Genomic DNA, 24839 nt, shown 5'->3' on the forward strand with positions numbered 1-24839 from the left:
TTATCCTCGTCAAAATGACAATGATTTTAACTTTATTAGTATATTTCTGCACGATCTATAAAAACTAACAATGCTTTTACTATGTAAAAAAGGATGATGAATCGTTATGACTAGACAAGGTGGTATGATGACGTCGTTACTTGCTATTGGGGCAACAACTGCGGCTATTTATGGAATTAGAAGAGGGATGCAAAACGGAACATTTCAGCGTTTGCCTCAAACCATTTCCAATGCAATGAACAATCCACAAGTACAACAAATGACGAAACCGCTACAAAATATGGCCAATAATCAAAATGATCAACAACAAACAAACACCTTACAAGGAGTTGCAAATAACCAAGCTCCTCAGCAACAAATGGATAATAACAATCAAAATCAAAACACTCAAATGTAACGTAGAGAACAAAAGATCGAAGCGCCCGTTAAGCGACGTATGGACTGCGCCCGCACATCGCGGGTGGGTCTCGTTTCCGCCGAAAGCGGTGGTTTTAGTCGATCTCCTTAAATACCTTGAAAAATGGAAACTTGCCCTTCATAGGGGGATACCGACGTTGGGCCGGGAGCCCGCTTTTAGTCGGCCTTCCTTATGACTTATCGTAAGGAGGATCAGGAAGCCCACTAGCAGTACGTGCGCTGGAGCTGGACGCGGATTCCAAAGTCAAAAAAAAATCCACAGGCTCCAATTTTTATAATTTCCTTAACAGACAAAAAGGATGGTTTTCCTAATGGAGAACCATCCTTTTTTTTACTTCATGTTTTCACTTCATCATAAAGCTCCCCTCATCCACTATTTCAACCTCAGGAAATGCATGTAAATCCTTCATTAAAGTAAATAGTGCATCATCTTTTTGTTTGGCTTCAATCATACAGTCAATTTGGGGAATGCTTCCTTTCATTTTTTGCAAAAAATCCATAAACATCCTGCTATCCACATAATCAGCATGAGCACGGTATTTTTCTTCGGAACGAGGGCTTGATATGTGCATCTTCACAGGTAATTTGGAGTATTTCCATGTACCGAGTATCCGCTCCCATTGATCATGCCAGTTTTCCGATTCTGTATGGTGTGCTAGGTAGTGATGATAATCAAATACCATCGGAATTGCTAACTTTTCACAAAGATATAATGTTTCGGAAAGTGTAAATGTTTTATCATCATTTTCAAGAATGATCATTTCCTGCAAATCCTGGGGAACAAAAGACCAATTATGTATGAATTGTTCTAGTGCCTTTTCTTTATCTCCGTATCCTCCACCAACATGCAGTACACATCTATGTTCTGGAATAATTCCCATCCCTTTTAGTAATCTATGATGAAATCTTAACGTTTTTATGGAATTGTTTAATACTTTTGTACCAGGTGAGTTAAGTAATACAAAATGGTCAGGATGAAAATCAACTCTCAATGCAGGATGTTGTTCTAAAAAAGCCCTAAGACGCTGCAGTGATTCCTGTAAAGGCAACAAATAATTCCACCCTTTAAGTTCAGGGTGTGTAGCCAATGGAACGAGTTTGGATGATAAACGAAAAAAGGAAATATCATGGGCAACGTTATGTTTTAACAATCTCAAGCAATTCGTTAAATTCGTTTCCGCAATTTGTTCAAGCCTTCGTTTTGCTGCTTCTTTATCCTCCATCTTGGAAAACGTGGCGTATGTCATCGTTTTCGACGGAGAAGCATTTTGTAAATGAACACTCATTGCTACATAACCGAGACGAACTAAAGTCAAAAAGGAACACTCCCTAAAATTTTACTTTATAGAAGTGTTCCCTTTTATATTATTTCCATTATGAACTATTCAGATTTGTCTTCTATTTATCTAGTCTATAAGTATGCATAACTTATACTACGATCAAGCTTCACATATTTCGACCTGTCGAGGTATAACGGAATTTCCAGCTTTTCAAAATTAGTTTCTGAGCTTCATTAATTTAGCATATTTGGAAAAAATAGGAGCAAAAAAATACGCTTTTATATTTTTTTAGTGACCAATTTTGAGCAATAAGCTTGAGGATTTTGTCTTTATTTTACAACTTATGTTTGCTGTTTCCTTTAATGGATCGGGTATGTTTATTTTATAGTAAATCTTGATTCCTAGTAAAGCCTCTTCACAAAAAAGAACAACAGTCATCCCAGCCAATGAAACCTATCACTTCGCTAGTTTTTATTGGCTGGTTCTTCATACTTAGTCATTGTTAAACCAGTCACTCCGTAGAACAGTGAAACTAACGGCGTTAGGAGAGCTAAGAAACAGAACGGAAAATACGTTCCGGTTGAAACACCAAGTGTAGTTGCTGTAAAAATACCACTGCCAGTCCAAGGAATCAAGGCACCGCCCTGTGTACTCGAGTCTTCTATTACCCTTGAAAGATTTTCGGGTCTCAGGTTCAATCTCTCGAAAATCGGATTCATCAAGGTCCCACTCATAACGGATGAAAAGTAAATGGATCCACCGATAGCAAGGGTCGAATAACTTACAATGATGGTTACAAAAACTAAAGTGCCAGTGTGTTGGATTTTATCAGCAAACGAAGCAATCAGTGCCTCTAATACTCCGGTTTCAGCAAGCATGCCACCCAGCCCTAGTGCAAATAAGAACAGAGCAATAAGTTCAAGCATACTTGTTAAACCACCACGTTGCAGTAAACTATCGACAATATCAATTCCGGATTCAACCTCATACCCACTGTATAAAACACTTAACGTATTTGCGATTCCGAGATCCTGATAGAAGATAGCAATAAGAGCACCTACTACTGAAGCAATGAAGATCGATGGTATAGGTGGGTTCTTCCTTATTAACAAGGTCATTAACACCGCAATGGGAATTAAAGGTACCAACCCTAAATTGAATGACTCGCTTAAATAAGCGGTCAGTACACTTACACTCTCTGCATCTGCAATCCCTGAATATTCGAGTCCAATAAAGGTAAAGATTACTGCAGAAATAAGATACGCAGGTACAGTCGTCCATAGCATATGTTTAATATGCGTAAATAAGTTTCCACCTGTAACAGTCGGTGCCAAATTCGTCGTATCTGAAAGAGGCGACATTTTATCCCCAAAATAGGCCCCACTGATAATTGCACCGGCCGTTATTCCCATTGGGACACCTAAACTCGTACCAATCGCCATCATGGCTATCCCCGCAGTACCAAGAGTCCCCCAGGAACTTCCTATAGCCATTGATACAAGCGAACAAAATACTAAGGTTGTTACTAAAAAGAATTGAGGAGAAATAGCCCCAATACCATAATAAATTAAAGTAGGTACGGTACCAGAAGCTATCCATGCACCGATTAATATACCGACGGACAGAAGAATAATACCGGGATGCAACGCTTTACTCATGGATGATATCATTGCTTTTTTCACTTGTTTATATGTGTACCCTAAACCCTTCATAAATGGGATCAATACAACCATACTTACAAACATCAAGATTTGAATAGGTGCATCATATGCAAGGATCCCCGTCGCAACAATAATAACAGCTGAAATTAACATGGATAATGCATATAGGAACGATGGTCTTTTAATATTGTCGGCTTGCAAAAAATCACTCCTTTCCCCTTACAAGTGAAAAAGTAAATCTCAGATCGTCGACATGGGGGCACCTTGTTGAACATTAATTGACTATTTCTGAGAATCCCCCTGATGGTAAGGTACTGTATATTTCTCATCCTTGTTAGTGTTAACAAAGATGGGATATAAGATTAATGTAAAATAATGGAACTAACTATGGCTAAACGAGGACAGTATCCCGACACAAATCCAAAGGTAATGTTTAGTTAAATTGGTACCAATAACGAGCAAATAGAAAGAGCGTGTTTTGATAAATGGATCAAAACACGCTCCTCATTTATTCTTCATATCTGGGTTGTTCTTAGCTAGTTCTGTTATCCTAGTAAGTTTTGTTTCCATTTCCCCGTTTACTCATTGGGCTGACGCCCTTCTCATTCCTTTAAGATGGGGGGGGATCGCCTATTTCACACTTCCTTTCATCTTCATAATAACCACTCCACCACTTAGTCGGATAACTTAATTACTCAAAGTCCCATCCAATTCTAAGCCTGCATTCTTTACTATATGATTCCTCGGGACTTCTACTATTTGTATGTTCTAACCCAAAAGAGTCTACTACATAGTAGGGAATAAACAGATAATTATGAGCTATTATAATTTTGAACAACCTGCTAGCCAGACTCTATTGACATCCTCCCCCACCTAAACACTGACGTGTTTTGAGGAAGGAGTCTTCTCGCCTAGTTTGATAAAATTTTATAATATTGATCATCAATCAACTCATTTAATAATTCCATTCTTCCTATGTCCTTAAACACTTGCTCTAAGATAATTTCCTTATCTTTCTTATAAACGCAATCTACTGAAACTATAAAGTTTGTGGCTGACTCTTTGAATACGTTATCGATAACTCTCCATTCTAGTTTAATAAAATACCTTTCATCGAAATCACGTTTCGCCCTATCTTTGAGATATTACTTCTAAATTACTATCAAGGACCTTTTTACGCTCTTCGTGTTTCTATATTTCAAGGTATTTGAGGAAGATCGACTAATATCGCCGCTTTCGGCGGCAACGTCGACCCACCCGCGATGCGCGGGCGCAGCCCATACGTCGCTTAACGGGCGCTTCTAGATTTTGATAGTATATTGAAAAAGTTAAGAAACAATAATACCGCCCATATGTTATGAGCGGTGACAAAGTGGTTAACTTCACTTTCTTGATTTAATCTGTTTTAGGCGAATCAAATTTTCATCTCTCTGTGTAACTTTTTCTTCAACTACACTGTTGGAATACGTGTATATGCCTTCACCGGATTTTGTACCAAGTTTACCATTCTCCACTTTCTCTTTAATGAATTTTGGTACTATTTCTGCTTTTGATAATTCAGGTGCTAAATTTTCTACTACACTTTTCCAAATATCATGTCCACCATAGTCTGCAGTCTTAAATGGTCCTGAAAACGCCCAACGGAATCCTGGTCCATCCGTTAATGCTAAATCGATACTTTCGGCATCAGCAACCCCTTCGTCCAATAAATAAAACGCTTCCCTAACAAGAGCCGCTTGCAGCCGATTGGCAATAAAACCGGGTACATCTTTATTTAATACAACAGGTGACTTTCCAATTGCTTTCATCAAATTCATCGCCGTATCAACGACACTATCAGAAGTTTTATCATGTTTCACAATTTCAACGAGTGGGACAATCTGAGCTGGATTAAAAAAATGTGTGATAATTAATCGGTTTGGATTCTCCATTTTCTCCGCTAACTGTGCAACAGAAAAAGTCGATGTGTTAGATGCTATTATTGTATCTTTACCAGTAACTTCTTCCAGCTTTTTAAATAGCGTGTGTTTTATATCCAATACTTCTGGTACAGCTTCAGTAATGAAATCGGCATTTTTAGTAGCAGTCACCAAATCAGTTGTAACCGTAATGCGTTCCAGTGTAGAATCTTTCTCTTCCTGGGTAATGATGTTCTCTCTAATAAGGAGCGATAAGTTCGCATCTATTAAAGTTAAAGCTTTTGTAAGATACGCTTCCTTTAGGTCATACATATGTACCATATATCCCGCAAAAGCATAATTTTGAGCAATTCCATGCCCCATGACACCTGAACCAAGTACAGTAATGTTTTGAATCATTATGATCCTCCTTAGTTAAGAGGCCTATTACTCATCAATAGATCAACAAGTAACAGGCATCTCTTTTAAAATTATATTTATTATTTATACTTATAGGCTGTTTTCGTAAAGTTTGTTGCTTTTGAGAGAATAGATATATAATGCGAGTAACTTATTCGTGGATTTGCTTCCTCTAACTTTGAGTGCTATATAACCGCTTCGGCAGAACACTTCGCTAGTAATGTCTTTCTAATCATTGTAAGGATACATGACCTCATATACAGAAAGTATTCTAAGCTGCGAAAAGTGTGACAATCCTTAGGGAAGAACAGCTCCCAAAGACCCTCAGGCGAGAGGTTTGAGACACGTGTTTTTTCCCTTAGGACAAGGAAGGCTACGAAAGCGGCACATCGCACGAAGAAAATGCGTATGCATTTTCGAGGAGTCGACTGCCCGCAGCGAAAAGCAACCATCATATCAAGTTATGTCGCATTATATATCAACTATGAAGATAAAAAAGCAACCATGCGTGCAAAAACAGCCTACTTATAAAATACCGATAGATGCGAGTATGATAGCCACAACTACTGAAATAATTGGTATTAATATAGCAACAACAAAGATGTCTTTATAGCTATCTTTATGAGACATACCTGTTATCGTTAGTAACGTCAACACAGCACCATTATGTGGAAGCGCGTCCAACCCCCCAGAAGATAAGGAAGCAACACGGTGGAATGCTTCTGTGCTAACTCCAGTGTCCATGGCAATTTCATAGTATTTTGATCCTAAAGCTTCTAGAGCTATACCCATACCCCCTGATGCTGAACCAGTCGCACCAGCTAAAACATTTACAGCAACAGCTTCAGATATTAACGGGTTACCTTTAACGCCCATTAACAATTCAGTCAACCGTTCGAATCCAGGTACAACTTTTACAACTGTACCAAAACCAACTGCTGCACTTGTATTAACAATAGCAGTTACTGACCCAACTGCACCCTTATTAATTGCCCCTACAAATCCTTTGAATTTTGACAGGTTGAGAAGCATGATTAAGACTATTCCCGAAATAAGTGCTAAAACAATGTCCCATCCAAATATATTCAATGTAATAAGTACTGCCAAAAGAGGTAGCAAAGATAAGATAAACGATGGTGTACTTCCATCTTGCTCAACTACATTCTTATCCTTAGGTTCTGTAAAAACTTCCCCATTGTTCGTAAGCTTTTTCTCGCGCCAACGAAGATAGAAATAACCACCACCTGCCATGATTATTGCAGCAACAATCCCCATAATAGGTGCTGCAGTAGCAGACGTACCAAAATAATCCATTGGGATCAGATTCTGAATCTGTGGAGTTCCTGGTAACGCTGTCATGGTAAACGTAAATGCACCAAGTGCCACAGTAGCTGGAATTAACCTTCTACTTATATTAGCTTCACGAAACAATGATAAAGCAAGCGGATACACTGCAAATACAACAACAAATAAACTTACTCCACCGTATGTTAATACTGCTGCTGATACTAACACGCCCAAAATAGCTCGGTTCGTACCAATTATTTTCGTTAATGCAACAGCCACAGATCTCGCCATTCCTGTATCTTCCATTAATTTACCGAATACTGCACCAAGCATAAAGACTGGGAACCAATCTTTCGCAAATGACACAAAACCACCCATATACGTATCTTTATAGGCATCTAATAAATCCAGTCCCCCTGTAAGTGCTACAACCCCAGCTGCGATTGGTGCTACCCAGATAATGGACCAGCCTAAGTAGGCTAGTGCCATTAAAACGATGAGCCCTAGTATAATTCCAAACATGTAAAAACCCCTCCTAGATTGTTTAACCTATCAATTTACTACACTACTTCTACGATCATCGCAATACCCTGACCCCCACCAATGCATAACGATGCAATACCATACTTTTGATTTCTTCTTTTCAATTCTTTTATAACAGAGTAAAGCACTCTAGTTCCGCTAGCTCCGACTGGATGTCCTAACGCAATAGCCCCACCATTAACGTTTACTTTGTCTCGACTTAATCCTAGCTCTTTTTCAACCGCTAAGTATTGAGCAGCAAACGCTTCGTTTACTTCAATAAGATCAATATCATCAATTGTTAATGATGAATTATTTAATGCCTTTTTAATAGCTGGAACTGGACCAATTCCCATATAAGATGGGTCAACTCCGGCAACTCCCCACGAAACAATTTTCGCAAGTGGGCTTAAGCTATGATCCTGTACGTATTCCTCTTTAGCTAAAATTACTGCTCCAGCACCATCATTAATTCCACTAGCGTTTCCACCTGTTACGGATCCGTCCTTTTTGAAGGCAGGTTTCAACTTCGCTAATTTTTCAGAAGTCGTTTCTTCCTTGATATGTTCATCGGTATCAATAACGGTAGTACCTTTTCTTGATTTCACTTCAACAGGAGCAATTTCTTCAGCAAACTTTCCTTCATTTCTCGCTTCTGCTGCCCGCTGATGACTTAGGGTAGCGTATTCATCTTGCTCCGCGCGGGAAATATCATATTTATCAGCAAGATTTTCAGCGGTAACTCCCATACCTGAACCAATATATTCATCCGTTAAAGCGGCCCATAACATATCGTCCATTTGTGGGATTCCTAATTTGGTACCAAAACGACTGCCTCGTAATGCATAGGGAGCTAAACTCATACTATCTACTCCACCAGCTAATGCAACATTACCTTCTCCAAGCAAAATAGATTGTGTAGCTGAAACAACAGATTGAAGTCCAGAACCACATAAGCGATTTACAGCTAATGCTGGGCTCTCCATTGGAACACCTGACTTTAAAGCAACGTGTCGAGCTAAGTATGGTGCATTTTTAGATGAATGAATAACATTTCCAATTACCGATAAATCAATATCCGAAGCATCAATACCACTACGACGAATCGCTTCTTTACTAGCGAAAACTCCTAATTCAGTTGGATCAACATCTTTTAAAACGCCACCAAAACTACCGAATGGCGTACGTGCTCCTTCTACGATATATACGTTTTTCATTTTCTCACTCCTTAACCTCGCTAATTATTGTGCTGTATAGCCACCATCAATAACAACAGCTTGACCAGTAACACCTTTTGATTTATCGCTTGCTAAAAACATAGAATAATCTGCAACTTCCTGAACTTTGAGTAAACGTTTTTGTGGAACTAACGGATAAATGACATCTTCTAGTACTTTTTCAACCGACACATTTCTGTTAGCCGCTAAATCCTCCATTTGATTTCTTACTAGAGGTGTATCAACATAACCTGGACAAACAGCATTTACCGTAATACCATGCTCTGCTCCTTCTAGTGCTGCAACTTTTGTTAGTCCAATCACACCATGCTTTGAGCTATTGTATGCTGCTTTTCCTGCAAATCCAATAAGTCCGTTAATAGAAGCCATATTGATAATGCGTCCAAAGCCTTGTTTTTTCATAATTGGAAATGCATGCTTTGTTGCAATAAATGGAGCAACTAGCATTACCTTTGTAATAAACTCAAATTTTTCGGTTGGAAAGTCTTCGATTGAAGCAACATGCTGCAATCCAGCATTGTTGAACAGAACATCAAGTCTTCCATATTTTTCGACCGTTAGATCAATAGCCTGTTGAATTTCTTCTTCCTTCGTTACATCACACTTTATGCCAATGCATTCATATCCATCTTGTTTTAAGGTTTCGGTTACGTCTTTCACTTTGGCCTCGTCAATATCGGAAAAAACTACCTTTGCACCATTTTTTGCAAACTCCACACCGATTTCATAACCAATACCACTTGCTGCACCTGTAATGAAAACAACTTTATTCTCTACCATCTTCTAAACCCTCCTACCCTTATTTTAAAAAGAATCCATTTTCAAATTTTCACTAACTCGTAATGTTGGTTCTGTTGATTCAATAATGTCATCTACTGTAAAGCCTTTTGCTACTTCTACCAGTACTAGACCCTCTTCTTCCACATCAATAACTGCACGATCTGTGACAATTCGATTAACAACAGCTTTTCCTGTTAATGGCAGCTGGCATGATTTTAATATTTTAGGTTCGCCCGCTTTATTAACATGATCCATAATAATTACAATTTTTCTAGCGCCATGAACGATATCCATTGCACCGCCCATACCTTTAATCATTTTGCCTGGAATCATCCAATTCGCCAGATCTCCTGTTTCCGAAACTTCCATACCACCGAGTATGGCTAGGTTTACATGACCCCCGCGAATCATTGCAAAAGATTCTGCATTACTAAAATAAGATGCACCAGGTGCTGCAGTAACCGTTTCCTTTCCTGCGTTAATCAAATCAGGATCTACTTCTTCTTCTAGTGGCGATCTACCAATCCCTAGTAAACCATTTTCTGATTGTAGTACAACCTCTTTACCTGGTTGAATGTAATTGGCAACCATCGTTGGCATACCTATTCCTAGATTCACATAGTAACCGTTTTCAATTTCACGCTCAGCTCTTCTTGCGATTTTTTCTCTAACTGATACTTTATCCATTTGTTTTAACATGAATAGATTACCTCCCTTATTAAAATTATGCTTGTTGTCTTACGGTTAAGCGTTCAATTCTTTTTTCTTGTTGACCCTCTATTAACCCTTGAACATATATACCAGGTGTATGAATATGTGCAGGATCCAATGTGCCAGACTCTACTAATTCTTCTACTTCAGCAATCGTTGTCGCCCCAGCTGCAGCCATCATTGGATTGAAGTTTTGCGCTGTTTTATTGTAAATTAGATTTCCAGTTGTATCTCCAACAGCTGCTCGTACTAAACTGAAGTCTGCTTTTAATGCTGTTTGCAGCAAGTACTCTTTATCATCGAAAGTACGAACTTCAACACCTTCTGCAATTGGTGTCCCGACCCCAGCTGGTGTATAGAATGCCGGAATCCCAGCTCCACCTGCACGAATACGTTCAGCTAACGTACCTTGTGGCACAAGCTCCACCTCTAATTCTCCCGATAAAACCTGGCGTTCAAATTCCTTGTTTTCACCTACATAGGAGCCTACCATTTTATCAATTTGTTTATTTTTTAGTAATAACCCGAGTCCCCAGTCATCGACACCGCAATTATTTGAGATTACCGTTAACTGTTTTACGTTCGACTCTACTAGTGCCAGAATAAGATTTTCAGGAATACCAACTAGACCAAATCCACCAACCATAATGGTTGAACCGTCCTGGATGTCTTTTACTGCTTCTTCATATGATGTATAGATATTTTTCATAATATTTACACTCCCTTCACCAATTATATATGCAAAAAATATGCCAACTCCTAATTCAGGTGACAATCCTGACATAATCGCATTTATTAACGATTTACAAAAAATGTCCTTTCCACGTTCTCGGAAAAAAGGATTCAGCTATTTAAAAACACTTTTGAAAACCCTTACATATAAACGAAATAAATAAGATTCCATAATAACGGAACTTTTTCCGGAATTATGGAATCTTTTGTTTTTGAGAAAACTAACGTACTATAACTTATATTTTTTTATTTTTTCATATAGACTAGACTTCCCTAGAGCTAGTATTTTAGCTACTTGTAATTTATCACCATTTGCCTTTTTTAAGGCTCGCTGAATTGCTTTTTTTTCGGCTGTTTCCACTACTTCTTTTAATGTTCCATCCTGTTCTGATACATACGAATCTGGTTGTAGATAATCCGGTATATCCTCAAACTTAATCATTTCTGTATTTGTTAAATGGACAGCTGATTCAATAACATTTTCTAATTCACGTATATTTCCTGGCCAATGATGTTCCATAAACCGTGTAATCACTTCAGCATCAAAATCGATAACTCTTTTACCTGTCCGGGTTGTAATTTTATGCAGCATATATTTAGATAATACCCGTATATCATCTGGACGTTCTCTAAGGGAAGGGATCTGCAATTGAACCACATTAATGCGATAAAATAAATCCTCTCGAAACCGCTGTTCTTCTATTAGTCTTTCTAGTGGTTGGTTTGTTGCAGCGATGATTCTGACATCTACTTTTTGAGAGTCAATTCCCCCTACTGCTTCCACTTCACCCTCTTGCAAGACCCGTAATATTTTAACCTGCGCACTTAATGGCATATCTCCAATTTCATCTAAAAATAAAGTACCACCATTGGCAAGTTGGAATTTCCCGAGCTTCCCTCCTTTTTTGGCACCCGTGAACGCACCTTCTTTGTAACCGAATAACTCTGACTCCAACAAATGTTCCGGAATGGCTGCACAGTTCACTTTAATGAAAGGCTTTGTATGTCGTTCACTGAGATGATGAATACTGTGTGCGAATAATTCCTTTCCAGTTCCACTTTCACCTCGCAACAACACAGATACATCTCCGGGAGAAACTTTTTTAATTTTAGCTTTTATATCATTAATCTGTGTTGAACTACCAACTATGTCATGCAACGAATAAGTAGTTCCATATTGATCGTTTAATTGACTTCGATAGTGTTCAAGCTCTAATAAAAGATCTTTAATATGGCTATTCATTTTCATCCATTCTTTTGTATCTCGAAAAAGCACCGTACCGACTGCTCCGACAAGTTTTCCGTTAGATCGTACAGGAATTCTATTAGCAATCATGTGATTCTCTCTAATATATTGAAGATCAGCAATCTCTTCCTTGCCCGTTGCAGCAACAATATGCATCCTGGAATTCTCAATAACATCTGTTACGTGCATCCCTATTACTTTTGTTTTATCAACTTCAAGAAAATCACAATACGTATTGTTCATATATGTTATTAAGCCTTGAGCATCTACGACAACAAAACAGTGGTAGGCATTCTCAAAAACGGTTTCAAAAATCTCGTCTCTATAGTGTTCTTTCATGAAAAGCATGCTATATCCTCCTATAAACCAGTTTACCTTTATCTATTATAACAAAAGAAAAGCACCACTTAGGGTGCTAATTTTTAACACATAGATAACATACTTTTATTCGGTAACCCAATTAGTAATCGATGTTTTGGGAAAATAAAACTGGATAATTTCCTCATATGTTTTACCTTGCTGCCCCATTATATGAGAACCCCATTGGCTCATGCCGACACCGTGTCCAAATCCTTTTCCTTTCAACGTGTACATTTCTTCATTTTCTTCCAGATTATCAATTAGATAACTTTTAAAAGTCGTACCACCGATTAATGGGCGAATATGATCAAGCGCAGCATCTTCTAGCGCTAGTTGTTCAAATAAAACAGTACCTTCCATTAACCGGTGCAAAAACTCAACCGTTATAGACCCTTTAACACTTCGGTTGGAGTCTAGTTTTTGATTAGAAATCTCAAAACGCGGAATCGATACAATTTTTATATCACCGGGATAACCATTTCTTTTTAACCATTGTTTCATAGAAGTAGTAATTGCCTGATCCTTTTCCTCTATTTTATTCCACCAGTTCGAGTTATACCAGTCCATATCTTCAAGTAAGACTTGTGTTTGGTGTAACACAAATTCCCATGGATGAATAGGATCATACGGATCTTTTTTTATAGGAAAATAAGGCATAGGCTTTCCATCCCATACATTCGCATTATTTTCGGTTATGCCACCATTACTTGCAGAGTAAAAAGCATTAATAAGTTGATCCTGATACGTAATTACTTCCCCTTGGGTCTCTTCTACTGCTTTTGTTGTGTTCTCATACCATGTATATCCTCCATATACTTGAAAGCGAATAGTATCATCGATAATTTCTGCTATACGAGAGACGGCATACGTTCTTGCGGCGAGTGCTTGTGCTTTCAGCGTCTCAAGCCCCCAATTAGGAAATACTTCGAATGGTACAACTCCTTTTAAATAATCTTCTAGTGGTAATTGATTAACAGGTCGTATGAATTCCTTATTTTCTATCCCAAATTCCATGGCTCCTAAATATGGACGATTATTCACATAGATCCGGTGTTCATCTTTATAAGATTGAGGAATCAGAATAAAAGGAACATTAATCTCTTGCTTTTTACCTGCCCCTTGTAACACAAGCGATTCGTCGCCATCAATTGTCAGTTTATAGTTCACCCCTTCTTTTAATGACAACGTAGGATCGAGCGCAAAATAGTCTCCTTTTAATTGAAAATATACGTGCGAAGACTCTCCAATATAATTAACTAATTTTACCGTAACCATATCTTCTGCCTTTGTTGAATCTGGGAATACGAATAGAAATAGTAGTGTGAAAATGATTAGGAAGTATCTCATAAGCCTATAATTCCTATGCGTTTCTTTAATTATTCATAACGATTGATTCTGGGCACAAATAAAACAAATATTCAATAATTTAAAATGAATCAATCACATAATTAGTTAGTGTATTTATATCAAATATGGGTAAAGCGGTTACTTCTTTTATTATACTTCTGTATGGAGGCATGTTGGTGCACTCTAGAACAATTGCCCGAATATCATGATTATTTTCCAATAGCCTCAAGACTACTTGTTTCATCTCCAGAGCAACAGCATTCCTGTCTAAGGGGTGCGTTTCATCAACTATGGCAGTTGTGAATGCTGACATATCATCCATTCCTTCCATGACAATTGGAATTTGATGAGCATTTACTGCCGAAAAATGCTTATTTGTTAGGTTTGATTTACTTGCTGTGAGTACACCGACAGTTCCCCTTGTTAAATTATACACTAATGGTATTTGTATTAAGCTGGATGAAAAGAAAGGAACCGTTAATTGACGTTGAATTTCCTGTTGAAATAAGGAAAGGAAACCACAACTTGTTGTGATCGCCTTAACCCCTTTATACTCTAATCTCTTTGCTGCCTGAATAAAAGGTTCGATTAATGTAGAGTCAGCGATTTTCACAACACGTTCAATCGTTGCTTTTTTAACAACTTCATATTCAACTGAAAATGAAAAAGTTTCGGGGTTTCCGATATCCCCTTTCGGTCTACAAAAATTAGTATCCAACATTATTATTCCTAATTGAGGGGTAAGCATTTTAAATAAACCACATCAATAACCCAATTGCTAAGAAATAAAGTGAGTTTGGTAATGCTAGCATCATTACTTTTAGAGGGTCAACTTTCGTATTTAGAATCCCGCCAATTAAACCACAGACAACAAATGCAGTTAATCCCACGGGGGGCATATTCTGACCAGCTGCAGCAATATGGGAAGCACCCAAAGCAATTAGTGTTGGATCTACGTTCATGTTTTCCAGTATCGGACCAAGAAAGGTAACATTAACAGACTGAGAAGTTGTTTGCGACCCTGTAAGCATACCAACTACCACCATGGAAAAGGCTCCACCAAGTTTCACCATGGAAGATGCAAGCCCTTCTGTCATAAGAGCAACCTTATCGATTAGTCCTGATGCATAGAAAACCCCAACCATGACTCCAGCACTCAGTTGAATTTGTACTGTCTGGCTTACTTTACCTAAGCCATTTTTGAAGACGCCTTTTGTATCTTTTCGAACAGAAGGGAATAAAAAACTAACTAGAATGGCTATAATTATAGCGGATACGACTTGGAAAGTTACGCCTTGAATGATTGGAATTTCGTTTAAAGACTCTAATATTACTGCGAAAAAGCCCCATTTTTCGAAAATATTATAATCAAACAACGTATTAGCCATAACAATGGTGATTAAAACAAATAACGGAATTAATGTTTTCCATCTGTCTTTTAAGATTTTCAGAACAGAACTTTCAGGTATTAATTCAGCTGGCATCTTTTTACCTCGGACAAAACGAAATGATTCTAAAATAGCAATAACTGCACCTATCGTAACAGTTATAAATGCAAGTTTTATAACAGGATTAGGATCTGTACCTACAAGAGAAGCAGACAAGAAAACACCTTGTGTAATTGGGGGCATAATTGATCCAATAGAAGCACCAAGTAATATAATCATCCCAATTTGTTCAGGCTTTAATTTTAACTCCGTTAATGAATTAATTACCAGAAACCCAATAACAGTTGCAGCTGCTATTGCATCACCAAGGAAAGATCCAGCTATGATTAACGTAATGAATATGGCTATAATTAATCCTCTTGGTGATTTCCCAAAAGCCGCTCGTAGACTATTTAACGTTGTATCCATTGCTCCTAATTTCACCTGCGATTCTGCATATAAACTCCCAAAAACAGAAAGCATGATTACCCACGATAAGCGATCAATACCATCAATGAATGCAAGGAATGTTTCACCAATATTAAGTCCTGATATAATTGCCGAGGTGACAGCTGCTACGATAAGTGCAACCCGGATATCTCCACCAATCTTTGGTATTTGTTTAACCAAAGCAATCGTAAATAATAAAGCTAACGGTACAATAATTTCGAACATACAAACAACCCCTTATTTGGATTGAAATGCTAAACTACTTGTAAACGGTCCAATTTTAATGGCTTCAGCAAATCTTTGTATCTCATTTTGTTTTCTATCAAACTGGTAACTAAATGTCCCGTAATAGGAGCAAGTGCAATCCCATCACCTTCGTGACCAGCTGCTATAATGAAACCTTTCATTTCTGGTGTTTCGTCAATAAACGGAAGACCATCCCCAGTAAAAGGCCGAAATCCAACCATGGAACGGATAATCCGGATAGTATTCAGTGAAGGTGCAATTCGACTAGCATGTGCTGCAACAGCGGTAAGAACTTCAGGTTCTAAAGCTTTTTTAAATCCTTTAAACTCTCTGCTACCACCAATTAATAAATTCCCACTATTTGTTTGACCTAAGGAAAGGCCAATTCCATATGGAGGTACATCATCTTCATTACTGCCTGTTAAGTACTTGGCAGCAATGTACTGGGAACATAAGATATTTCCATGAATTAATGGCTTTACCTTTTCTGAAATAAGAATTACACCACGACGAGGCATTATCGTGAGACTAACGCCAGCCATTTCTGCTATCTTTGATGCAAATGGACCTGCTGCATTGATAACGAGTTCTGTCGCAATAAGGACTTTGTCTGTTTGAACTCCTGTTATTCTTCCATGCTCACTATGAATTGCTATCACTTCTGTATGTGTCCGTATGTCTACTCCACGCTTTCTCGCTCCCTCTGTAAAGGCTTGACTTAATAAGAGTGGGTTGACCTCTGCATCTTCAGTGCTATAAGTGGATCCTGCAATATTAGGCGATAAACATGGCTGCCTTTCCAACGATTCCTTTCTATCCAATAACTCCACATTAATTCCTGCATTATTTTGCTTCTTAACAAATTTTTTCATGAAATCCATATGCCCCTCTTTCTCTATGACGATCATCCCCCCTCCCCTTTTAAACTCGATAGAAGTTTCTAACTCATCTTCTAGATTCTCGTAAATTTCTCTACTTGCTTTCGCTAACTGAGTAGGGAAACCAGGTTTTTTAGATTGTAAGAAGATCGCCTTATCACAAGATCCAGAAGTCTTGGCCCCTATCTCTCCCTTTTCAATCAGCATTACTTTTCTATTATTTTCTGCTAGACGATAGGCAATAGATGCGCCAATAACACCACCGCCAATAACTACAGCATCTGCGGTTTCCATGAATTCACACCTCATTTAATCCTTATTAACACGCTGCTTTTTATTCCAAAATTGTGCGGACTTTTTTCGGCCACGTTTACTATTCTGCTGAAATGTTAAGATGGCTTTTTCTCTTTCATTCTCAACCTTATTCTGTGCTTTTCTTATAACGTCTCGACCATTTTTTACTAATCCTAATTTAACACTTATGGACTTACCAGCTAGTTCACCTTGTGCCATAGCGACTTTTGCACCTTCAATTCCTGTTATATTACCTGCTACAAAAATGCCAGATTGTGTTGTTTCCATTTCGTCATTATGTAAGGGAATATAGCCACCTAAATCGTCGATATAGGCTGAATCGCATCCGGCTACACCGGCTATTTCAGAAAGAGGATACAACCCTCCGGATATACAAACACAATCAACTTCCACCCTTTTTAACGTATTCTGTTTTACCATGCCTTCTGAATTCACAGTAGCAATAGTAATACTCTCCACTTGGTTAACGCCTTCTATCTCTAATACTGCTTTTCGTAAAAATAAAGGGATACCCCAGATCTTCAATCCCACAGGAGGGTAAAGCTTCGCACCGATATGTTGAACAGATGTATATTGAGCCATTTTTCCAGCAACCTTGAGTAACGGGTTTGGAGCTAAATGAGCTAAACTGGATAAATTACTGATCATCTGTTTTGGATTCGATTTGCCTTCAGAAAGTTCATTAAACGGTGGAAGAAAAATACCAACTACATTTATCCCCGCCATTTTCATTTCATGAGCTACTGACAATGAAAGCGGATCTACTCCAACGACTGCAACTTTGTTACCAGGTTTCACGCGGTAATAATTAGTCAGCACTTGGGCTGCTCCAATTGCCATTACTCCTGGGGTAGTCCAGCCAGGAATAGGAATGGCTTTTTCTGCCGCTCCTGTTGCAATTAGTACATTTTTCGATTGCAGGTGCTCCCCACTGTTTAACATAACTTGCCAGCGTGGAAAAATCCCCCAAACTTCTCTCTCCTGAAAACTTGTAATTTCTAATTGATTAACTTTTTCCTCTAATTTCAGTGCAATTTCCTTGCCAATCCACCACCTCTTCTGTTCCTCCTCATGTAGTTGACCCAATAATTTACCACCTGAGACTGGATTTTCGTCTACGATAGCCACTGATGCTCCATGTGAAGCAGCTTCGATTGATGCACACATACCAGCAGGACCAGCACCAATAACAATCAAGTCATATTTCATAAGCTATAGTCACTTTTTGATTTGATTCTCATTTTATCTGTAACCTGGCTAATACAGGATCGAATGCCACTTTTTCCATCTACAGTTACCCGACACTCATAGCAATGACCAATACCACAATAAATGCCTCGAGGTTTCTTCTGTTTTTCTGAATATCGTAATATGCGAATTTCGTTAGCCAATAATGCAGCAGCTATCGATTCTCCTTCAAGAGCTGGATAATCCACTCCGTCAAAGGAGATGGTTATTGTTCTTCTGTCTAGTGGCCCTAATATTGGATGTTCATAAATTCTCATAAACAACTTTCCTTTCTATTTTGAGCCAATTCGGATAATGTCAGAGGACGTACTGGATTGTTGAAAGATAAAGTTGAAGATGGCGGTATGGATTTGTTTGTATGATAAGAAACAATTTGTTCTAAAGGCAGACGGCATATCCTGCCTTGACACACCCCCATACCAGCTCTTGTCCTCAGTTTTAATTCTTTCGCGGACTTTGTACCATTTTTGATGGATGTTATAATTTCACTTAGCATGACCTCTTCACATCTACAGATAACGACATCTTTGATTTAAATTACCTCCACACTCTTCATTAAAAATAGTCATAAGCATAAGATTAGTAACACGTAGGTATTTTGAATAAATAATAGGTTATAGTTTAAACCTATGAATAATTGACATTTTCATGCGTTCGATAACAAAAAATTTATCTAAAGGTGGGAATCCTCATGTTAATCAATCTGAACATACTTGTAATAGGAGGCGATGACAGAAACCTGGAAGTAATACATAATCTTGCAATAGCCGGAGCCAATGTTTATTTACTTGGGTTTGATCAGTTAACCTTTGATAACCCTAAAATTCATCAGTCAAGACTTAATGAGGTTGACCTTACTGTTATAGATGCCATAACATTACCAGTCGCTGGCACAGATGAAACTGGAAAAGTGGAAGCTACTTATTCTAATAAAACTATTATTCTCTCAGAAGAACTGATTTCCCAAACACCAGCACATTGCATTATTTATACAGGTACCTCTCAACCTTTTTTAGATACTTTAACTACATTAACTCAAAGAAAATTAGTGCGCTTATTTGACCGTGATGATGTGGCTATTTTAAATTCCATTCCAACTGCTGAAGGTGCGCTAAAGTTGGCAATGGAACAAACAGACCGTACGATTCACGGATCTAAAGTAATGGTACTGGGTTTTGGTAGAGTTGGTACCACCGTTGCTAGATTGTTCTCTTCTGTTGGGGCAAACGTTCGCGTAGGTGTGAGGAAATCCGTTAATATGGCTCGTATTACTGAAATGGGGTTAACACCTATAAGATTAGCTGATTTAGAAAAGGAGATATCTGACATTGATATCTGTATTAATACCATTCCTCATCAAATTCTTGATTCCAACATTATAGCTACTATGTCAACATCTACTCTTATTATTGATCTAGCTTCAAAGCCTGGAGGTACAGACTTTAAGTTTGCTGATAATAAGGGACTTAATGCTATCCATGCACTTGGATTACCCGGGAAAACAGCCCCTAAAACAGCCGGCATAATTCTAGCAGATATTCTATCCGAAGAGCTATCAGGAATAGAATTTAAAAAATAAAAAGCCAAAACATCTATAAAGACGTTTTGACGACTATATTGACATCCTTCCCCACCTAAAATCCTGACGGATTTTTGAGAAAGGGGATTCCAATAGACCAACAATCTATCGGGTGGTTACCATTACCTCAACTCAGTCCCGATTTTCGTTTGCACGAATCACGGGTAGAGCGTCATCAGCTAGGTGTACAGCGCAGTCAGGCGCCTTACGAAAAGCATTAAACTTCCCGCAACGGCGGTTAAGCCGCAGTTTCTTTTTCCTCGATAGATGGTCTTGTAGAAATCACAAAGCTGGCGTTTACGTCAGCATTTTTCTTGTATCCACAAGAGCATTTATATAACGAACCTCTGCGATTCTTTTTTACTGTTTTTCCGCAGTTTGTACATTCTTGGCTTGTTTTGAATGGATTCACTTTTTGCACCTCTAGCTCGGCTAGTTGTGCTTTGTAAGTTAATTTCAACTCCAAATCATAGAAAGCCCAGGAATTAACGTTTCGATCGCTTCGTTTCCAGTATTTTTTCATGGAACGAATGTCACTCAAATCCTCGATTTTGATGATGGAAACTCCTTGTTGTTTAGCGAATTGCACAATTCTTTTCGCTATCAAATGATTCCAATAGTGGATGATACGCTGCTCTTTATCTTCAAATCGCTTCAATGCTTTGGTGTTTTTTGTTTTTTGGATTTTTCTTCTGAGACGACTGAACTTGCGTCGTATATGACCAATATGTTTTCCTGAAAAATGAACATACTTTCCCGTTTCCTTATCTCCAGCAACGGCAATATATTTAAGCCCTCGGTCTACACCAATGGATTTTTCAGTCTTTTCTAAAATGTCGTTCTGTAATTCAAAAGAAATTACAAACGAAAAATACCATTTTTCTTTCTTTTGAAAGAGCTGTCCATTCCCTTTTTGGGGCGCTGAAATCCCTTCAATGGTATTTTAATTGATAATGTCGACATTCTTTTTTCACCCCCTAGACGTTATAGGTATATTATATCAAAACGTATTTCTTAGAACAGAAAAGATAGGCGATTCATCCCCCACCTAAACACTGACGTGTTTTGAGGAAGGAGTCTTCTCGCCTAAGTTCGATAAAAAGAAGATTTCTATTATTAACATTCACGAGATAAGGATCTCCTTTTTTTCAAGTTGATAAATATGGTTTCCACTTTACTAAATATCCACTGCAATGCTAATCCCTGAATAGCAATTCCGATAATAGATGTACCTGTTAAGAACCATATCGAAATGGGATTTTCAATCACAATAATTTGATGACCAAAAAATAATAGATAACCAACTATCGTGTACAACGCATCATTATACGTCATAATAGCACTTTCTAGATTCCAAACAACTAATGACTCAACGAATAATAACAACAGAATAATAGATATGATTATCATCATAGATTTATACGTTAACTTTTCTATATACGGAGTTATATAATATTTAGCAATTGTTTTGATACGGAATAAGTAGATTAACCGTACAATTCTGGCTACCTGAAAGAATTGATCCAACGGAATAATGGCAATTAAAAGAAACGGGTTTCGTTTAATGAAATCCCATTTTTTTCTTGTAGCTATAAAACGAATGAGAAAGTCAGTAAAAAATACAGCCCACACGATCCAATTAATAGTAGAATTATATGAGTTTTCCGTCCAAATCGACATGATTGTAAGCATGACGAGTAGAATCATAATACACTCATACATTATTTTCATTACTTTTTGCATACATGTATCCCCTCTTGATGTGTATCTCTTTGTCTATTATATTAGAAAACTTGGCTTATCGCCAAGCCTTAATGGCGAAAGCCTAAGTTGCACTTATGTAGATAAGAAAGTTCTATACTTTCTTATCTACCATAAAATTCATAGAGTATGAATACTTATATCCATTCCCTAAAAAAGCATCCATGCATATAGTTTACTGTACGTATTTATTCAAGGAGGGAATGAACATTATGTATTATTTAATTTACCCTGGTTACTTTCATTCTCCTTATTGGCATAACACCTATACTCCATATCGTCAACATCAACCAGTTGACCCTGAACTGTTGTATGAATCAGCAAATGAATCAAAAAAACTGATGGAAGATGCCAGCAAGGTTCTGGAGAAGTTATCTCAGTCAAAGGAATTTGACACTAAATTAATGTATGCTGCACAAGTCTCTGACACCGAAGAGGTTGAACGGTTAATTCATTCACTAGGCGTTACATCGGAGGTTAATGTGAATTACAATCCGGATGGTTTACGATTAGAATTCAAATCAAAAGTAAAAGAAATCGATTGTTGCCGGTTAGTAGTTTCTCTCCGTTGGCGTTAGATACTTGAAATAAAGAGGTGCAGGTTCACCTTAACAATTACAAAGCACCTCTTAATCCTTTTTATACCCGAAATGTGATTGTCCTTTTGGAATGACTTAAACCACGAGCGGTTAAAAATACGGTTAATGAATATTCACCTTTTTCTAATGAAGAAAAAGAAATATCATAAGTTAGTTTTTCTTTTGGAGCTAACATAATATCTTGTAATACTTGTAAAAACATCTTTCCATCTGAATAACGTTCCACCAGACCATGTTCCTTGCTAAATAGTTCATATTCATACCTCTGACTTGTATTAAATGACAGCTTCTGTACTTGATTCCCCTCATTTATAACGGTGTATCTGAATGTTTTATCTGCGTTAGAGTCCTTCACTTCTTGAAGAAAAAAAGACAGACTGTTTTCTCCATTGTTCTGGATAGGATTTATATTTATATTTATAGGATTAAATTCCTGGTTTCTATTTGGTTTATTCCTCATTCAATCATCCCCTTCTTTAACTGATTCGATAAGAAAACAAATTTTCCTATTTAAGATTAACAAAAACTTTTACTCGCCTTATTTAATGTATGGTGTTTAAAACGAAATGGTTATAACAAAAGCGTAAGCGCCTTGAAAAGTGTAATACTTGACTCATTGGTAATAAGATCCTCAGGTGGTGAATTGATTTCAGCGATTTCTACTCCATAAGCTACTCGAGACCCTTATCATATAGTTCCTATCAGAAGCAGGAGATTACGACCATTCTCCTCCAACTAATTGATAACTTCTCTTTGCATATGGCCTATTTCGTCCGTTGCTAGCTCTGGTGTGTTAGGATTTGGGTCTGTTTGAATATAAACCATATAGTAATCGTCATCTACTTGAATATTATGCTCTCTTAAATCTACTACAGTCCATTCATCGAAGCTTCTTGTTACTTCAGCTTCGATTAAACCTACAAGTTTTTCTCCTGGTGTTCCATCAAAACCGGATCCATCCCATACTTCCACTGCGAAATCAATTACATCTGGAACAGGCCAGTCTATACCATGGAATTAAAATACACCATCTGTTACATTTGCAGAATCTCTGCCCTCTGGTAGTGACATTTTGACTGCCCAACCATTGCCGGCATCATAAAATGCACGTTCATTTTCAGTTGTGCCTTCATCATAGCCAATTTTTATTAGCCTAATAGAAAAATAATATACAAGTTCTTGTCATATTCAATCTCCATATACATACAAATGTAGTAATCAAGTAGACTGGGGGAGTTGTGAACATGGGAGAATCTTTAGCAGTTACAGAAGAGGAAATCAAAAAGTATTATGAACTGTCAAAGCAAAAAAAGGAAGTGGAACAGGAATTAAATCATTTAAAGAATAAATTTCATCAATTTCTTGATGAATCAATTGGGAAAAATCAAAAAGGTGAAATTCATCGTGGAAATTATAAAGTCCAACGACAAATACGATCCTCAACTAGTTATCACGATGAAGAAACAGTGAAAACGTTAGAAGAATTAAACCTGGCTGATTTTATTATAACGTTAAAGCGTCCAGACACAGACAAGCTTAAATCAGCGTTTAAATTAGGTTTGGTTGAAGAAGAAGCGTTTGAACATTGTACCAAGACAAAATTAACACAAGCACTTGTAACTAAAGAGACGTTCTCAAATTAGGCTTACATAGTTGCATAAGTACAACTTATGCTTTCGCCATTAAGGCTTGCACTCCAAAACATAAGGGCTTCTAAGAAAGCAAAGTACGCTTACTAAGAATCTCTTTAACGAAAAGTCAAGTTTTCTAATCTGCTCACTTTGCCCACTACAAATTTATATTTCAGCATAGTTTATTATTGTATATTTATGTAGAGGGGGACAGATAGTGAGCTCAAAAAAGGATAACTTACCAGAGAAGTTTGATATTGATATGACACCGCTACGTGACTTTATGAAACAAATGGATTCATTCTTCAATCAATCATTCAAGCAAATAAATCCTTACTTCCATCTTAAACCTTTTTGGGTTGATGTGTATGAAAATGATTCTAATGTTATTGTAACAGCAGACCTACCCGACTATAAGCGCGATCAAATTAACCTAGAGATAATCGAAAACAGATTACGGATCACCGTAGATAAATCAACCCACATTAAAGATATCCAAAATAATTCCTCAAATATAAAAGACTCTTTTCAACGGATGGAACGAATGATTACAGTGCCATTTCCTATTCCCAAAAAAGAAACCAAAGCGAGTTTTAAAGATGGAAGATTAAAAGTTACTATTCCAAAAAAAGATTCTCAAACGTATATTGATATTGAAGAGTAGAAGAGTCTGTCACTTCGACAGGCTTTTCTTGTTTGGCTTATTTGTAAGTAAGTTTTGTTGCTTTTTAATCCTCGCAGTTGATATAAACTGCGACGTAACTTTAGGCTTATTTCTAAGAACACGCGCTATTGCCGCCGTCTGG

Annotated in this window: 26 protein-coding genes; 6 read left to right on the plus strand and 20 right to left on the minus strand. The window is 37.5% G+C overall.

The features are described from left to right. Positions 1-106: 106 nt before the first annotated feature. Positions 107-397 carry a hypothetical protein gene (locus ACFQ3N_RS14590; protein ID WP_390363271.1) on the plus strand — a complete coding sequence of 97 codons (291 nt, stop codon included), beginning with the start codon at positions 107-109 and terminating at the stop codon, positions 395-397. Positions 398-761: 364 nt separating this feature from the next. Here the strand turns inward: ACFQ3N_RS14590 and uvsE are convergent, their stop codons facing one another. The 3 genes from uvsE to ACFQ3N_RS14605 all read right to left on the minus strand — a co-directional run bounded on the left by uvsE (position 762) and on the right by ACFQ3N_RS14605 (position 5676). Further along, positions 762-1733, minus strand: a complete 972-nt coding sequence (gene uvsE / locus ACFQ3N_RS14595; protein ID WP_390363272.1) for a UV DNA damage repair endonuclease UvsE — start codon at positions 1731-1733, stop codon at positions 762-764. Between the two features lie 428 nt (positions 1734-2161). After that, a complete protein-coding gene (nhaC, locus tag ACFQ3N_RS14600) occupies positions 2162-3559 on the minus strand; it encodes a Na+/H+ antiporter NhaC (RefSeq protein ID WP_390363273.1) in 1398 nt (465 codons plus the stop codon). A 1181-nt stretch (positions 3560-4740) separates the two neighbouring features. After that, positions 4741-5676, minus strand: coding sequence for a 3-hydroxyacyl-CoA dehydrogenase family protein (locus tag ACFQ3N_RS14605; protein ID WP_390363274.1), 936 nt, complete (start codon positions 5674-5676; stop codon positions 4741-4743). 408 nt (positions 5677-6084) lie between these two features. Here ACFQ3N_RS14605 and ACFQ3N_RS14610 point away from each other — a divergent pair, with 408 nt between their 5' ends. After that, on the plus strand, positions 6085-6207 hold the full coding sequence (locus ACFQ3N_RS14610) for a hypothetical protein (protein ID WP_390363275.1): 123 nt from the start codon (positions 6085-6087) through the stop codon (positions 6205-6207). On the opposite strand, the gene ACFQ3N_RS14615 is transcribed toward ACFQ3N_RS14610, so the two are convergent. From ACFQ3N_RS14615 to ACFQ3N_RS14675, 13 genes are all read right to left on the minus strand, one after another. Continuing rightward, entirely contained in the window at positions 6202-7485 is a 1284-nt protein-coding gene (locus ACFQ3N_RS14615) for a GntP family permease (RefSeq protein ID WP_390363276.1), read from the minus strand. The two genes, ACFQ3N_RS14610 and ACFQ3N_RS14615, sit on opposite strands and share 6 nt — an antisense overlap. 38 nt (positions 7486-7523) lie before the next feature. Next, positions 7524-8702, minus strand: a complete 1179-nt coding sequence (locus ACFQ3N_RS14620; RefSeq protein ID WP_390363277.1) for an acetyl-CoA C-acetyltransferase — start codon at positions 8700-8702, stop codon at positions 7524-7526. Positions 8703-8726: 24 nt separating this feature from the next. Then, positions 8727-9503: a 3-hydroxybutyrate dehydrogenase gene (locus ACFQ3N_RS14625; protein WP_390363278.1), complete on the minus strand. Its 777-nt coding sequence runs from the start codon at positions 9501-9503 to the stop codon at positions 8727-8729. A 24-nt stretch (positions 9504-9527) separates the two neighbouring features. After that, the gene (locus ACFQ3N_RS14630; protein WP_390363279.1) at positions 9528-10202 is read right to left on the minus strand and encodes a 3-oxoacid CoA-transferase subunit B; all 675 of its coding nucleotides are present in this window, start codon (positions 10200-10202) and stop codon (positions 9528-9530) included. Between the two features lie 25 nt (positions 10203-10227). After that, on the minus strand, positions 10228-10923 hold the full coding sequence (locus ACFQ3N_RS14635) for a CoA transferase subunit A (RefSeq protein WP_390363295.1): 696 nt from the start codon (positions 10921-10923) through the stop codon (positions 10228-10230). A 252-nt stretch (positions 10924-11175) separates the two neighbouring features. Beyond that, positions 11176-12540, minus strand: a complete 1365-nt coding sequence (locus ACFQ3N_RS14640; RefSeq protein WP_390363280.1) for a sigma-54 interaction domain-containing protein — start codon at positions 12538-12540, stop codon at positions 11176-11178. Between the two features lie 96 nt (positions 12541-12636). Next, positions 12637-13899, minus strand: a complete 1263-nt coding sequence (locus ACFQ3N_RS14645; protein WP_390363281.1) for a SpoIID/LytB domain-containing protein — start codon at positions 13897-13899, stop codon at positions 12637-12639. Positions 13900-13978: 79 nt separating this feature from the next. Then, a complete protein-coding gene (locus tag ACFQ3N_RS14650) occupies positions 13979-14647 on the minus strand; it encodes an aspartate/glutamate racemase family protein (RefSeq protein ID WP_390363282.1) in 669 nt (222 codons plus the stop codon). Position 14648: 1 nt separating this feature from the next. Continuing rightward, positions 14649-16001 (minus strand): TRAP transporter large permease subunit, encoded by a 1353-nt coding sequence (locus tag ACFQ3N_RS14655; protein WP_390363283.1) that lies wholly within the window; start codon positions 15999-16001, stop codon positions 14649-14651. A gap of 29 nt (positions 16002-16030) precedes the next feature. Beyond that, positions 16031-17194 (minus strand): NAD(P)/FAD-dependent oxidoreductase, encoded by a 1164-nt coding sequence (locus ACFQ3N_RS14660; protein WP_390363284.1) that lies wholly within the window; start codon positions 17192-17194, stop codon positions 16031-16033. Positions 17195-17209: 15 nt separating this feature from the next. Beyond that, positions 17210-18424: an NAD(P)/FAD-dependent oxidoreductase gene (locus ACFQ3N_RS14665; RefSeq protein ID WP_390363285.1), complete on the minus strand. Its 1215-nt coding sequence runs from the start codon at positions 18422-18424 to the stop codon at positions 17210-17212. Continuing rightward, the gene (locus ACFQ3N_RS14670) at positions 18421-18720 is read right to left on the minus strand and encodes a (2Fe-2S)-binding protein (protein ID WP_390363286.1); all 300 of its coding nucleotides are present in this window, start codon (positions 18718-18720) and stop codon (positions 18421-18423) included. The genes ACFQ3N_RS14665 and ACFQ3N_RS14670 overlap by 4 nt, the downstream gene beginning before the upstream one ends. After that, positions 18717-18995, minus strand: coding sequence for a (2Fe-2S)-binding protein (locus ACFQ3N_RS14675; RefSeq protein ID WP_390363296.1), 279 nt, complete (start codon positions 18993-18995; stop codon positions 18717-18719). The genes ACFQ3N_RS14670 and ACFQ3N_RS14675 overlap by 4 nt, the downstream gene beginning before the upstream one ends. Before the next feature lie 159 nt (positions 18996-19154). On the opposite strand from ACFQ3N_RS14675, the gene dpsA reads away from it, so the two are divergent. Beyond that, the gene (gene dpsA, locus ACFQ3N_RS14680; RefSeq protein WP_390363287.1) at positions 19155-20042 is read left to right on the plus strand and encodes a dipicolinate synthase subunit DpsA; all 888 of its coding nucleotides are present in this window, start codon (positions 19155-19157) and stop codon (positions 20040-20042) included. Between the two features lie 238 nt (positions 20043-20280). On the opposite strand, the gene ACFQ3N_RS14685 is transcribed toward dpsA, so the two are convergent. Further along, a complete protein-coding gene (locus ACFQ3N_RS14685) occupies positions 20281-20979 on the minus strand; it encodes an RNA-guided endonuclease InsQ/TnpB family protein (protein ID WP_390363297.1) in 699 nt (232 codons plus the stop codon). Between the two features lie 179 nt (positions 20980-21158). After that, positions 21159-21785, minus strand: coding sequence for a transporter (locus tag ACFQ3N_RS14690; protein WP_390363288.1), 627 nt, complete (start codon positions 21783-21785; stop codon positions 21159-21161). A 230-nt stretch (positions 21786-22015) separates the two neighbouring features. On the opposite strand from ACFQ3N_RS14690, the gene ACFQ3N_RS14695 reads away from it, so the two are divergent. Further along, a complete protein-coding gene (locus ACFQ3N_RS14695; RefSeq protein WP_390363289.1) occupies positions 22016-22381 on the plus strand; it encodes a hypothetical protein in 366 nt (121 codons plus the stop codon). 61 nt (positions 22382-22442) lie between these two features. Here the strand turns inward: ACFQ3N_RS14695 and ACFQ3N_RS14700 are convergent, their stop codons facing one another. Further along, complete coding sequence (locus ACFQ3N_RS14700; RefSeq protein ID WP_390363290.1) at positions 22443-22862, minus strand: BsuPI-related putative proteinase inhibitor; 420 nt, start codon at positions 22860-22862, stop codon at positions 22443-22445. Positions 22863-23137: 275 nt separating this feature from the next. Next, a complete protein-coding gene (locus tag ACFQ3N_RS14705) occupies positions 23138-23374 on the minus strand; it encodes a hypothetical protein (RefSeq protein WP_390363291.1) in 237 nt (78 codons plus the stop codon). 272 nt (positions 23375-23646) lie between these two features. On the opposite strand from ACFQ3N_RS14705, the gene ACFQ3N_RS14710 reads away from it, so the two are divergent. Both ACFQ3N_RS14710 and ACFQ3N_RS14715 read left to right on the plus strand, forming a co-directional pair. Beyond that, positions 23647-24045: a hypothetical protein gene (locus tag ACFQ3N_RS14710; RefSeq protein ID WP_390363292.1), complete on the plus strand. Its 399-nt coding sequence runs from the start codon at positions 23647-23649 to the stop codon at positions 24043-24045. 205 nt (positions 24046-24250) lie between these two features. Beyond that, a complete protein-coding gene (locus ACFQ3N_RS14715) occupies positions 24251-24697 on the plus strand; it encodes an Hsp20/alpha crystallin family protein (protein WP_390363293.1) in 447 nt (148 codons plus the stop codon). The last annotated feature ends 142 nt before the right edge of the window (positions 24698-24839 follow it).

Source organism: Virgibacillus byunsanensis (assembly GCF_042675965.1).
Taxonomy (GTDB): domain Bacteria; phylum Bacillota; class Bacilli; order Bacillales; family Amphibacillaceae; genus Virgibacillus_R; species Virgibacillus_R byunsanensis.